Origin of the sequence: Microcoleus sp. BROC3, from assembly GCF_036702515.1 — a bacterium.
Taxonomy (GTDB): domain Bacteria; phylum Cyanobacteriota; class Cyanobacteriia; order Cyanobacteriales; family Microcoleaceae; genus Microcoleus.
Map to the genome: position 1 here is coordinate 56,945 of NZ_JAUBTQ010000021.1, position 12,978 is coordinate 69,922.

General features: G+C 47.6%; 9 protein-coding genes. 2 read left to right on the forward strand and 7 right to left on the reverse strand.

Annotation, left to right across the window (positions count from 1 at the left end; translation table 11 throughout):
* Positions 1-233 precede the first annotated feature (233 nt).
* The 4 genes from QUB30_RS15365 to QUB30_RS15380 all read right to left on the reverse strand — a co-directional run bounded on the left by QUB30_RS15365 (position 234) and on the right by QUB30_RS15380 (position 5,949).
* Positions 234-1,820, reverse strand: a complete 1,587-nt coding sequence (locus tag QUB30_RS15365; protein ID WP_445300503.1) for an NAD(P)H-quinone oxidoreductase subunit 4 — start codon at positions 1,818-1,820, stop codon at positions 234-236.
* Positions 1,821-2,368: 548 nt separating this feature from the next.
* On the reverse strand, positions 2,369-4,414 hold the full coding sequence (locus QUB30_RS15370) for an NAD(P)H-quinone oxidoreductase subunit 5 (RefSeq protein WP_333334730.1): 2,046 nt from the start codon (positions 4,412-4,414) through the stop codon (positions 2,369-2,371).
* A gap of 398 nt (positions 4,415-4,812) precedes the next feature.
* A complete protein-coding gene (locus QUB30_RS15375; protein WP_333334649.1) occupies positions 4,813-5,190 on the reverse strand; it encodes a thioredoxin family protein in 378 nt (125 codons plus the stop codon).
* A 45-nt stretch (positions 5,191-5,235) separates the two neighbouring features.
* Complete coding sequence (locus tag QUB30_RS15380; RefSeq protein WP_333334651.1) at positions 5,236-5,949, reverse strand: NnrU family protein; 714 nt, start codon at positions 5,947-5,949, stop codon at positions 5,236-5,238.
* 243 nt (positions 5,950-6,192) lie between these two features.
* On the opposite strand from QUB30_RS15380, the gene QUB30_RS15385 reads away from it, so the two are divergent.
* Both QUB30_RS15385 and QUB30_RS15390 read left to right on the forward strand, forming a co-directional pair.
* Positions 6,193-7,197: a LysR family transcriptional regulator gene (locus QUB30_RS15385; protein ID WP_015174889.1), complete on the forward strand. Its 1,005-nt coding sequence runs from the start codon at positions 6,193-6,195 to the stop codon at positions 7,195-7,197.
* A gap of 118 nt (positions 7,198-7,315) precedes the next feature.
* On the forward strand, positions 7,316-8,776 hold the full coding sequence (locus QUB30_RS15390) for a serine/threonine-protein kinase (protein ID WP_333334652.1): 1,461 nt from the start codon (positions 7,316-7,318) through the stop codon (positions 8,774-8,776).
* A gap of 250 nt (positions 8,777-9,026) precedes the next feature.
* Here QUB30_RS15390 and QUB30_RS15395 read toward each other — a convergent pair whose 3' ends face one another.
* The 3 genes from QUB30_RS15395 to QUB30_RS15405 form a co-directional block, all read right to left on the reverse strand.
* The gene (locus QUB30_RS15395; protein ID WP_333334654.1) at positions 9,027-9,803 is read right to left on the reverse strand and encodes an ABC transporter permease; all 777 of its coding nucleotides are present in this window, start codon (positions 9,801-9,803) and stop codon (positions 9,027-9,029) included.
* A 176-nt stretch (positions 9,804-9,979) separates the two neighbouring features.
* Entirely contained in the window at positions 9,980-10,699 is a 720-nt protein-coding gene (locus QUB30_RS15400) for an HAD-IA family hydrolase (protein WP_333334656.1), read from the reverse strand.
* A 226-nt stretch (positions 10,700-10,925) separates the two neighbouring features.
* The gene (locus QUB30_RS15405) at positions 10,926-12,848 is read right to left on the reverse strand and encodes a S9 family peptidase (protein WP_333334658.1); all 1,923 of its coding nucleotides are present in this window, start codon (positions 12,846-12,848) and stop codon (positions 10,926-10,928) included.
* Between the last annotated feature and the right edge of the window lie 130 nt (positions 12,849-12,978).

Genomic DNA, 12,978 nt, shown 5'->3' on the forward strand with positions numbered 1-12,978 from the left:
AGATAATATTACGGATATGTGCCTACCAGGAAATGAAAGCATATAACTTATAGTTGTATTGCTGTTGTGGTAAAATACCCTATATAACATAAAGAATACCGCAAATCGCGGATGTATGTCAAGCTCTTCTTACTTCCCATGTTAATCTTCTTTTGTTAATATCGATATATAAGAAAACCCCCAAACCAGATTTTAGAATGGTTTGGGGGTTTTATTCCTAAATCCAGTTTAAATTACAACTTGCTCGGCTCGATCGCCGGAGCACGCAGAGACACAGTTTTATCTGCAGCAGCCTTAGCAACCAACGAAGGCACAGAATCGCGCAACTTTGCAGTCAACTGTACAGTAGTCGCATCATAAACCTGAGTCAGCATCTTCGGATACAAACCGATACCGATAATCGGCACTAACAAAGCCGCAATAATAAACACTTCTCGCGGTTCCGCATCCACCAATTCTTCGTGTTCCGCCAATTCCATATTTTCAGGCCCGTAGAAGATTTCCCGCAGCATCGACAGCAGGTAAATCGGAGTCAAAATCACCCCGACAGCCGCTAGAAATACCACGCAAACCTTAAACACGGGATTGTAAGCATCGCTCGTTGCAAAACCCACAAACACCATCAATTCTGCTACAAAACCGCTCATTCCCGGCAAAGCCAAGGAAGCCATAGAACAAGCAGTCCACATCGCGAAAACCTTACGCATTTTCTTCCCGACACCGCCCATTTCATCCAGCATGAGCGTGTGAGTGCGATCGTAAGTGCATCCTACCATGAAGAACAAACTCGCCCCGATTAAACCGTGCGAAACCATTTGCAGCATTGCACCGCTAACACCCAAATCGGTAAACGAAGCTATCCCAATCAGCACAAACCCCATGTGCGAAATTGAAGAATAAGCAATTTTCCGCTTCAAATTGCGCTGAGCAAAAGAAGTTAAGGCGGCGTAAACAATGTTTACCACACCCAAAATTACCAAGATGGGTGCGAAGACAGCGTGAGCATCGGGGAGCATTCCCGCATTCATCCGCAGCAAAGCGTAGCCGCCCATTTTTAGGAGAATTCCTGCTAGCAACATATGGGCGGGTGCGGTTGCTTCGCCGTGAGCGTCAGGAAGCCAAGTGTGCAGTGGAAAAATTGGCAGCTTGACGCCGTAAGCTATTAAGAAACCTGTGTACAGTAGCAATTGTATATTGGTGCTGTAATCTTTAGCTGCGATCGCCCGCATATCGAAAGTCACAGTATCGCCGTAAAACGCCATCGTCAGCCCGCCCAGCAAAATAAACAGCGAACCGCCTGCGGTGTATAGGATAAACTTAGTTGCTGCGTAGAGGCGCTTCTTGCCGCCCCAGATTGACAAAATCAGATAAATCGGGACTAATTCCAGTTCCCAAACCAGGAAAAAGAGCAACATATCCTGCACGGCAAAAACTGCGATTTGGCCGCCGTACATTACCAACATCAAAAAGTAAAAAAGCTTCGGTTTAAATGTGACCGGCCAAGCTGCTAAAGTAGCCAGCGTAGTAATAAAACCTGTCAGCAAAATCAGGGGCATCGATAAACCGTCAGCACCCACCGACCACTTCAAATCGAGTTGCTGTACCCAAGTATAGCTTTCTACCAGTTGCAAATCTGGATTGCTGAAGTCGTAATGAGTGTAAAAAGCGTAAACAAGTAGGGCAAAATCGATCAAACCCACAATTAGGGCATACCACCGCACCGTCTTGCCATCCTTATCGGGAATTAAAGGAATCAGCAAGGACGCAGCAATGGGAAACAGAATTGTTGTTGTTAACCAGGGAAAGTTAGCTGTATCCATTGCGTTTTAAAATGATCCATCAGTTATTAGGTTTAAACACATTTTGGCACTTTTAGCCTAAATTTTATACTTTCTTTATACGGAACAAATTTTTTTGGTATTATTTGGACAAATTATGCGATCGCAACAGTTAAGTTCAATCAAAGATTTATTTCTATTGGCTAATTGTCAATTGTGAGTTATTGAGCTACAACCATTTCTTAAAATATCTTCTGGTGGGAAATGGCATTGCTTTTCATCGTGTCAACTTAATCCTCAAAACCTTTGTATCTCTTGTCGATAGCCGAGTTCAGATCCCCCTAAATCCCCCTTAAGAAGGGGGACTTTGAGAGAATACTCTTATTCACCCCTTATTAAGGGTTGATCGCCAAGTTCAGATCCCCTAAATCCCCCTAAATTCCCCTTAAGAAGGGGAACTTTGAGAGAATACTCTTGTTCCCCCCTTATCAAGGGGGGTTAGGGGGGATCTAGACTTCGAGACAAACAAGAGATACGGTCGGTTTGACATTAAGTTGACACCCTTGGAACCATGCCGTGTCCCTACCGATTTAACTGACTCCAGAAACGATCGCAAAACCCAGAACTGCGACAAACACAATCAGGGCATAAAACTGAGCGCGACCGTTCTCAAAGTATTTCAAACCTTCGCCGGTAATCAGCGTGACCAAACCGGTCAGGTTGACTACACCATCTACGACGCGCAAATCAACTTCCATGACTTGCCGGGCCAAACGGCGGCTGCCTTTGACGAAAAGAAATTCGTTGATATCGTCGAGATACCACTTATTCAGGGAGAACTCGTAAAGCGGTTTGATTTTTTGGGCGATCGCACTTGCGTCAATTTTACGGCTCAAATACATCAGAGAAGCCAAAGTAATGCCCAGCAAAGCAATACCTACAGAGCTCCCGCCCATGATTAGAAATTCCGTCAAATTGAACTCAGCAGCGTGTTCCAAAACTTCTTCGAGAGACTCGCCAGGAGCGCGAACAAACTGCTCGAAATAATTGGCAAACGGCGTACCTACAAAACCGATAAACACAGAAGGTACTGCCAGCAACACTAACGGCAGAGCCATTGTCAGAGGAGATTCGTGAGGCAAATGGTCGTGTTCGTCGTGACTGTCGCCAGTTGATGCCAATTCCTTAACATTCATCGCTCCCGGGCCAAAAACAACACCGGGTTGCAGGAGTTGCCGCTTGATGGCGCTGTCATTGCCCCGGAATTCGCCCTCAAAGGTGCTGAAATACATCCGGAACATATAAAACGCGGTCATCCCGGCCGTCAGCCAGCTAACAGCCCACAAAGCGGGATTTGCTGCAAAAGCTTGGGCGAGGATTTCGTCTTTTGACCAAAAACCGGCAAACGGCGGAATTCCGCAGATTGCCAAATTTCCGATTAAAAAGCAAGAAGCGGTAATCGGCATATATTTCCGCAAGCCGCCCATGACTCGCATATCTTGAGCGAGTGCGGGGTTGTGGCCTACAACTGCTTCCATCCCGTGAATCACTGAACCTGAACACAGGAACAGCATCGCTTTGAAATAAGCGTGAGTCATCAAGTGGAAAAGTCCGGCACTGTAAGCGCCGACGCCCATTGCCATCACCATGTAGCCGAGTTGGGAGATGGTGGAGTAGGCGAGGCCTTTTTTGATGTCATTTTGGGTAATCGCGATCGAAGCGCCCATAAATGCCGTAAAACAGCCGGTACAGGCGATCAAATTCATGACTGCCGGCAACCCTTCAAACACCGGGTACATCCGAGCGATCAGGAATACGCCGGCGGCTACCATTGTCGCGGCGTGGATCAGAGCAGAAATCGGTGTCGGGCCTTCCATTGCGTCTGGCAGCCAGACGTGGAGGGGGAATTGAGCGGATTTGGCGGCTGGGCCCAAAAATATCAGGACGCCGAAGATTGTCGCCAGAGTCGCGCTGAGAGTACCGGATTCGACTAAGGAGTGCAGGCGATCGCCCATCACGTCAAATTCAAAGCTGCCGGTGGCCCAGTAAATGCCGAGGATGCCCAGCAGCAGGCCGAAGTCGCCGACGCGGTTGGTGACAAAAGCTTTTTGGCAAGCGTCAGCAGCGGGTTTGCGATCGTACCAAAATCCGACTAGCAGGTACGAACACATACCTACGAGTTCCCAAAAAATGTAAATCTGAACGATGTTCGGGCTGACTACGAGACCCAACATCGACGCGCTGAAGATGCTCAGGTAGGCGTAAAAACGCACGTACCCGTCATCGTGAGCCATGTAGCCGTCGGTGTAAATCATCACCAAAAAGGCGACCGTGGTTACGATCGCCAGCATTACCGCCGTCAGGGGGTCGATAATATAGCCCATATTCAGCGAGAAGTCGCCAGCAGAAGCCCACTGAATACTGCGGGTGTAGGGTGCGTGGCCCTGTAGTTGACTCCACAGCAATGCGAAGGATAGTACCATTGACCCTCCGAGTGCGGACACGATTAATATCGCATTCGCTTGTCGGAGTTTGTTGGTTGCCTGGTTAAAGGTGATTAAGCCTAGACCTACTAGCATTGCGCCTGCCAGCGGCAGGACAGGAATCAGCCAAGCATATTGATAAAGCAGTTCCATGACTGATAGGTAGTTTAAAGTTTCTACTAGATATTGCCAAAACTGTAAACAATTGTGACACACGCCTGCATGAACGGGCATAAATACTTGTTGTAATTCTCAAGCATTGTCCATCGACAACGCTTGAGACCTACTGCATATTTTCCCGATCGAGCCGATCGATCTAGTTCCCCTTAAATTTCTGCCAAAATATAGATTGACAAATCGAGACAGTCTTGGACGGACAGAAATCAAGAAACCGGGTTTTTTAAGCGATACCCTCGCGCTGCACACTATATTTTTTTCGTAAAAAACACTGTTTCTGCGTTCAGGACTCCGAGATTTGGCTGTCGGGTGGCCGATCGACAAATCAGGAATTGCTTCTGCTTTCTACCTAAAAGCCGAATGGCTTGCAGCCGTTACCTGTTGGCTACTTCCTGAAGTTGCAGCCGTTGAGATGGGGAAGCTACGTGAGCCGCGAGCATCCAGGAATCCAGAGTCCGCCGCAGTTCCTCCCGCCCTTGGTAGTCTTCCAATCTAAATCGAACTTTATCGCCCTCAAACAAAATCAGCGTGGGCAGACTTGTCAGCCGATAAGTGTGGGCCAACTTGAAACATTGATCGGCATTCACTCCTACGAGCTTGACTTTTCCTGCCCACTGTGCCTCAAAAGTCTTAAGCGTGGGGTCGATCGCGCGGCACAAACCGCACCAAGGAGCCGAAAAGTGAACTAAAACGGGGGTAGAGGCTTGAAACACCTCTTGTGCAAAAGTGCGTTCGCTAACCGACAACACCATGATCCCTCAAAATTTAATAATTTTTTTTCTATCCTAGGGATCATGCTACCAGTATATGTTCCTAGTGACACGCATCAAAAAAGGATGAATTTCCCACAGCAGGCCCGTAAAAATGACTACACCTAGGTAGGAAGGGCGCAGAAACTCAAGCAAATCAAGGGTTTGACGCTTTTGTAGGATTGCCAAAAAAGGCATGATTGAGGTTCGAGATTTGATGGTTTCAAAGGATTCTCCAAAACGAGCCTGAAGTCGCCTGTCGCCGTGCCACACTCCGAAGAGGTGGTGAAGTACCAAACCGATGGAAGTGACGAGGGTAAAGCTAGTGCCAATCCACAGGGTGTGGGCCACGCACCAAATCACCTGTCCCACCATTTGCGGGTGACGGGTGATGCGAATGATGCCAGTTTCGTAGAGGTGAACTTGGGGCTTTTGGACGGCGGCAATTTCTAGGAGGTTGAAAGTTGCTGGGTACAAAAACAGAAAGGAAATTGCCGAAAGTATCCAAACTGCAGGTTTAACTCCGGGTAATCCCTGTACTTGCCAAAGCTGCAGGCCGTCGTAGCGGTGGTTGAAAAAGTAGACAATCAGAATGACGGCTAGCGGCAAACTGACAAGGGCAAACAAAACCCGGTAAAGTCTCGGCCCGATCAGCTTTTCACCTTTGGGCCGGAGGGCTGCTAAACCGCTGTGGGCGATCGCAAAAACCAGTAACAGGCCCAGAATAACTAAGTGGGAGTCAAGCGCCAAGTCGATCGTCATTGCAAATATTAAGAAAAGTTATTGATTCTCGGCCAATTTGTGTCACAAAGTATCTATGGGAGCATTCAGCGGTTATCAGTCAGTTAACTGTTCACTGTTCGCTGTTGACTGTTGACTGTTCGCTGTTCGCTGTTGACTGTTCGCTGTTGACTGTTCGCTGTTTGCTGTTCGCTGCCTACAGTCAACCGTCAACCGTCAACTGACAACTGACAACTGACAACTGACAACTGACAATTTAGATATATGTCTGACCTTCCTTTCACTTTAGACCAGTTACGCATTCTCAAGGCGATCGCCTCTGAAGGAAGCTTCAAACGCGCCGCGGACAGCCTCTATGTATCCCAGCCAGCAGTTAGCTTGCAGGTGCAAAACTTAGAGAGACAGTTGGACGTGCCGCTGTTTGACCGGGGGGGGCGGCGGGCGCAACTGACCGAAGCCGGACACCTGCTGCTGAGTTACGGCGAGAAAATTTTATCGCTTTGCCAGGAAACTTGTCGAGCTCTGGAAGACTTGCAAAATCTGCAAGGCGGTACTTTGATCGTCGGCGCTTCTCAAACAACGGGAACCTATTTGCTGCCCCGGATGATCGGGATGTTCCGCCAAAAGTACCCGGATGTAGCAGTACAGCTTCACGTTCACTCGACCCGCCGCACGGCGTGGAGTGTGGCTAACGGGCAAATCGATTTGGCAATTGTTGGCGGAGAGATTCCTACCGAACTTGTAGAAGCTTTAGAAATTGTTCCTTACGCTGAGGACGAACTGGCTCTGATTCTCCCTCCGTCCCACCCGATGGTACAACAAGAAACTATCCAAAAAGAAGACCTTTACAAATTGCAGTTTATATCCCTCGATTCGCAGTCTACGATCCGCAAAGTAATCGATCAGGTACTGACTCGCTGCGGCATTGACACGCGCCGCTTGAAAATAGAGATGGAACTAAATTCGATCGAAGCCATTAAAAATGCCGTTCAGTCGGGGCTGGGAGCTGCTTTTGTCTCGGTTTCGGCGATCGAAAAAGAGTTGCTCATGGGCGTCTTGCACAAATCTCAAATGGACGAAGTTTTGGTAACTCGCATTTTGTCGCTGATTTACAACCCCAACCGCTACCGTTCTAAAGCAGCAGAGGCCTTCAGCAATGAAATTTTGCCGCAGTTTGCTACTTATTCGACCATCCTGGAGAAGAAAGAACCCCCTGCGCTCGATTTGGGATTCATAGAAATAGCAACTCCCAACTCGGCGGGAAGTTAATCTCTTAGGTCGCTGGCAGTTAGCAGTTCGCGGTTAGTTGAGAAATCGAAATCTGGTTTAACCATCACTTTTTCTTCGTTCTTCCCTTTTCCTTCTTCCCTCTTCTTAGCAAACAAAAATGGAAGTTTACTGCACCCGACCGGGCTGCCCGCGCCCTCAAAACTATTTTCCCGACCTCGATGACAGTTCGCTGCTGAAAACCGTGCAGCAAAAGTTTTGCACGACTTGCGGGATGCCCCTGATTTTGAGCGGCCGCTATTTGCCCGTGAGGTTGTTGGGTCAAGGCGGTTTTGGGGCGGCGTTTTTGGCGAGAGACCGCTATACTCCGGCGATGCGGCAGTGCGTGGCTAAACTTTTGCAGCCGTCGGTAAGTCTGACTCCGCCACAGCTACAAATCGCTCAAACTCTATTTGAACGGGAAGCGGCGGTGCTGGAAGAACTGGGAAACGAACATTCCCAAATTCCGAGTTTGCTGGCTTTTTTTGAGCTGACTGTTACGAGTTTGCAGCCGGGAAAAAACGATCAGTTTTTCTATCTGGTTCAAGAATTTATTGACGGTACAAATTTGGAGGATGAACTAGCTGTTAAAGGCAGGTTTTCGGAGGCGGAAACGGTGGAGGTGCTGGGGGAAATTTTGAAGGTTCTCGATTTTGTGCACTCTCGCGGTTCGATTCACCGGGATATTAAACCTGCTAATATTATGCGGGGTAAAAACGGTCGGCTTTATTTATTAGATTTTGGGGCGGTTAAACAAGTAACGCAAAGTGTTGGGAGTGCAAAAGCTTCGACTGGGATTTATTCTTTGGGTTACGCTCCGCCAGAACAGATGAGCGGGCAAGAAGTTTATCCGGCAACGGATTTGTATGCTTTGGCTGTGACTTGCATTACTTTGCTGAGCGGTTTGCAGCCCACGGAGCTTTTTGATAGTTACAGAAATGAGTGGAATTGGCAGTCGCGGGTGCAGGTAAGTTCGCGTTTGGCTCAAGTTCTCGATCGAATGTTATTATCCGCTCCCAGCCAGCGCTTTCAATCGGCAGCGGAGGTGGAAGCGGCTCTGAAATACAATTCTCAACAGCCTACGAGGGTCGTGACACCGCCGACAGTCAGGACTCCGACTCCCCTACCGACTCAGCAGCTACCACCGACTCAGCAGCCTCCTGTGCCTGTTCCTGCAACTCCTCCGTCTGGCCTGCAACCTTCGCCGAGAAGGGCTTTTTCTATTTGGGAGGTTTTGGGAGGGGCGGCGTTTACGGGTTTTGAGGGTGGGTTGCTGGCGATCGCCCTGACGAGTTTGCTGCCGTCTCCAGGCTTGAGTGTGGGATTGTTGGGGATGATTGTGGCGGGTTTGATTTACGGCCAGTACCGCAGGGCGATCGAACAAACTGAGATGTTGATTATTGGTGCAGGTACTCTGGCTTTGCTGTGGTTTTTCCCGGCTTTGCAGACGGCGGCAGTTGCGATTTATCCTAATTCTCCGCTCACGGGCGTGTTATTTGTGGGATGGTTGGGTGCTTTGGGGGCGATCGCTGGAACAGCTATTTTTCGCTTGATTTATAAGTTACTTTATAATATTTTTTAAGCCGATAGTTAATGACTAATAACCACATTTATGGAGTCAGAACCCGTATTACAGCGTATTCCAGGTTTGTGAAGTGTAGGGACACGGCACTGCCGTGTCCCTACCACAATTAATTGTAGCGACACGGCACTGCCGTGTCCTGGGAGGAGAAGCTCACGATAGGCGGGTTTACTTCATAAATGTGGAATCTGCTGTATGTAATTTTTGGACTAATCACTAATGACTGATGACCAATGACTAATGGCTTTCTTCAGTCTTGCTGGGTGGTAAACTGGCGGGCACCGATTAAAGAAAAGGCGATCGCAGCCACTAACAAAATGGGGATGCTGTACCAAGGAAACTTGGCCAGATCGTAAGCAGCGGCTCTCAATCCAATACTGGCATAAGTCAGCGGCAACAGATAAACTATGCCTTTTAGGGCTACCGGCAGCGTCGCTGGGTCGAAAAATGTCGCTCCTAAAAATGACATCGGAGTTATCAGAAAATTGTTGTACAATCCGACTGATTCGATAGATTTTACGGTTAAACCTACTATCACTCCCATGCCCGCAAATACAGCGGAGTTGAGAATTATTACTAACAAAAACAGTGGATGCAGAAAGACGAGCTTTTGAGTAAACAAAACTGCTACTAAAATCACCGAAACAGAAGTCAGCATTCCCCGCAATATTCCTGCTAGCATTTTGCCCGCGTGCAAAGCGAGCGGGTGTACTGGCAGCAACAGCAATTCCTCAAAAGTTTTAGTATAAAGGCGTTCGCCGCAAATCGAAAATACTGTGCCGGTAAAACTTACTGTCATTGATGAGAGTGCTACCATTCCCGGCAGCATAAATTCTAGATAATTGCCGCCAATTGCAGGTTTAGGCAAGGAACTTCCCAACCCGAAACCAAAAGCTAAAATGTAAATTATTGGGGATACTAAACCAGCGGCGGCAACTGGCAAGATTCGGACTCGCAAATCTAACCATTCTCCCCAAAACACGGTGATTGTGTCTGTTAATATAGTTGTCAGCGCTGTTTTTTTCATGATTTGGTACTACTGTCTCCCTATAGCGGTAAAGCTATTGATGTATTAAATATTGTACGTTAGTTAATAACGGTAAGGCGCGCATCGCGAACCCTACAGATAACCATAAGGTTCGCGCTGCGAACCTTACAGATAATTGATTTATTAAATTGTGTACGTTAGTTAAAATTGTAAAGTTAAAATGCCAAATAATCAAGGCTGCTGCACTGTTCTATTTGCGTTTCAGTTAAAGGCAATTTGCCGGATTCTACTTTTTCCTGTTCTCGGTTCAACCAAATTGCTTTTAATCCAGCAGTTTTAGCACCGCAATAATCTGCTTTGAAGCTGTCGCCGATATGCAACACATTCTCGGCCATACAGTTGTGCTTTTGCAAAGCGGCGGTAAAAATTTGAGACTGGGGTTTTGCTGCACCAACTTCAGTAGAAATTGTCACTGATGTGAAATATTCTGCTAAATTTAGTGCTTTTAATACTGCATAAATTCTGGAATCAAAATTCGAGACTACTGCTAATTCAATTCCTTGTTTTTGCCACTTATTTAATGCTGGGAATACGTCGGGATAGACGAACCAAGGTTCGGCGCTGGCAAAATGAGCGTAGAGTTGGGCAAAGAAATTAGGAAAGTCGGAAAATTGGTGATAAACGCCTGCTATCTGGAAGGCTTTAGCGGAAACTGTTTGCCACCATTCAAATTCTAGCTGGGGAATTTTTGCTAATTCTATCCCTGGAAATGCCATCGGACTTGCTGAAGCAAAGCTTTGGGAAAATGCTGCATTTAACTCTTGACAGTTAACTGTTACTCCAAAACTATTGGCTAATTTTTGGTACACTTCGCCGACGCTGCCGCGAACGTCAAACAGTGTACCGCCGGCATCTAAAAAAATTACTTTTGTCATTTGTTATTGGTTATTTGTTATTTGTTTGTAGTAAGGACTTTAGTCCTGATTGCCTAGGATTTTAGGTTTGAGGACTTCAGTCCTCACTACTCACATCTTGCACCATTCTCAAGAACAGGCAAGATGCCTGTTCCACAAAGAGTGAATTTTCTCGCTTCACAGGCATCTTGCCTGTTCCTAAAAAGCTTATTGAGAATGGTGCAACATCTCAGCACTACAAACTTTTTCAGTTGTGAGTTGTTTGCGGATTCACCACGCCAGAATGATTGGCAATGTTGCCCGCAAGTTCAAATCGACCGCCTAAATATTTGGCGAGGAATTCTTCGGCGATCGCATAAAAGTGCAGGCGATTTTCCGGCCGTGCAAATCCGTGTCCTTCGTCTGTATACAGCACGTATTCTACAGGTTTGCCGGCTTGCTTCATGGCATTGACAATTTGCTCGCTTTCTGCTAATTGAACTCGCGGGTCGTTGGCACCTTGGGCGATGAGTAAGGGTTTCTGGATGCGATCGACAAAAGATAAGGGCGAGATCGATTTCAGAAACTCTGGTTCTGTTTCCAAATTGCCCACGCGGTGATACAGACTTGCTTTTCTCGGTTCCCAGTAAGGGGGAATCGTTTGCAGCAGCGTAATCAAATTGCTTGGCCCGACAATATCGACGGCGCAGGCAAAAACATCGGGACTAAAAGTCAATCCCACTAAGGCGGCATAACCGCCGTAGGAACCGCCCATAATCGCAATTTTATTCTGTTGGGAAATTCCTGTTTCTACAAGCCAATTCACCCCATCTAGCAAGTCGTCGTGCATCTTAGCGGCCCATTCGCGATTGCCGGCATTGAGAAAGGCTTTGCCGTAGCCGGTGGAACCGCGAAAATTAATTTGCAAAACGGCGTAACCTCGGTTTACCAGCCATTGGGCTTGTGAGTTGTAACCCCAGGTATCGCGCGACCAGGGGCCGCCGTGTACTAGCAAGACTGTAGCTACGGGTGTGGCGACGCCGACAGGTTTTGTCAGGTAGCCGTGAATCGTTAAACCATCTCTTGCGGTGTAAGAAATGGGTTCCATTGATGACAGCGGCAGCCCTTCGAGTTTTGGTTGGTTGCTGAATAGGAAGGTGAAGGTTTTGGAGGCGCGATCGTAGGTATAGTAGTAGACTGGGTCGTCGTCTGTCCTGTAAGCGATTAGCCAAGTAGTGTCGGCGAGGTTGCGGCTGGTGAGGTCGAATTCGCCGGGACGAAATTTGCCGATCGCCTCAAAATCCTCTGTTATGCTTGGATCTAAAATTTGCCACTCTTGCTTGTCTTTGTAGAAGGAAACTGCTTGAATCTCTCGCTTGGTGGGGTGTATCAAAATATCGCCGACATCGTATTCTGGGTCCGAGGCGAGATCGGTTTCTTGTTTGGTTTCTAAGTCGAGTGCGATCGAACGTTTGGCGTTAGCATCGTGATTGCCGATGATGTAAAGAATTTTGCCGTTTTCTGAGAACATGACGGCACCGCCTTCATCGTCGGGGCCCCAGCGTCGCAAGCTTTCCCAAGACTTATCGGCAGTTTCTCGAAATAGCAATTCTGTACTGCCGTCGGCAGTTGTGGCTGTGGCCGCCCGCACTTGAAATTGGGCGTCAGCAATCCAAGTCCAACCCATGATGTTACCGGGGTTGTCGGTGTCGAGTTCAACGGCACCGTTTTGCAGGTTGATGCGGTAAACATCGTGTTTGCGTCGATCGCTGATGTTCATTTCCACTAATATTTCATTAGGGAAGTTGCGGTCAAGGGCGATCGGATGAGATCGAACACCTTGAAATGGTGTCAAGTCGCGAACCAGATTTGACTGGATATTGACTGAGAATAAATGCCATTTTTCATCACCATCAATATCTTGCTGATAAATGAGTTCTTCGCCGCTGTAAGTCCAGAAAAAGATGCGGATGCCGCGTTTTTTATCGGCTGTCAGTTGGCGATCGTCGGCTTGACCGACGGTACGCAATTGCACTTGCAAGACGTTGTTTTCGTCGGGTGCAATGTAGGCGATATACTTGCCGTCGGGTGAAAGTTTGGGGCTAGTTTTTTCGGGGTTGCCGAAGAGAATCTCGCGCTGAATTAGGGGCGGAAGTTCGGTTTTTGGCTGTTGAATTGTAGGAGTTTGCATTTTGTATTTTGGCTAAGATTCTCTATAGGAACGGGCAAGATGCCCATTCCACAAGAATATTGAATTTTTTGGGAACGGGCAAGATGCCCATTCCACAAGAATATTGAATTTTTTGGGAACGGGCAAGATG

What these genes read in the sequence shown, in the direction of transcription:
- QUB30_RS15365 (WP_445300503.1), bottom strand. Translation starts at nt 1,820, where the DNA reads ATGGATACAGCTAACTTTCCCTGGTTAACAACAACAATTCTGTTTCCC.
- QUB30_RS15370 (WP_333334730.1), bottom strand. Translation starts at nt 4,414, where the DNA reads ATGGAACTGCTTTATCAATATGCTTGGCTGATTCCTGTCCTGCCGCTG.
- QUB30_RS15375 (WP_333334649.1), bottom strand. Translation starts at nt 5,190, where the DNA reads ATGGTGTTGTCGGTTAGCGAACGCACTTTTGCACAAGAGGTGTTTCAA.
- QUB30_RS15380 (WP_333334651.1), bottom strand. Translation starts at nt 5,949, where the DNA reads ATGACGATCGACTTGGCGCTTGACTCCCACTTAGTTATTCTGGGCCTG.
- QUB30_RS15385 (WP_015174889.1), top strand. Translation starts at nt 6,193, where the DNA reads ATGTCTGACCTTCCTTTCACTTTAGACCAGTTACGCATTCTCAAGGCG.
- QUB30_RS15390 (WP_333334652.1), top strand. Translation starts at nt 7,316, where the DNA reads ATGGAAGTTTACTGCACCCGACCGGGCTGCCCGCGCCCTCAAAACTAT.
- QUB30_RS15395 (WP_333334654.1), bottom strand. Translation starts at nt 9,803, where the DNA reads ATGAAAAAAACAGCGCTGACAACTATATTAACAGACACAATCACCGTG.
- QUB30_RS15400 (WP_333334656.1), bottom strand. Translation starts at nt 10,699, where the DNA reads ATGACAAAAGTAATTTTTTTAGATGCCGGCGGTACACTGTTTGACGTT.
- QUB30_RS15405 (WP_333334658.1), bottom strand. Translation starts at nt 12,848, where the DNA reads ATGCAAACTCCTACAATTCAACAGCCAAAAACCGAACTTCCGCCCCTA.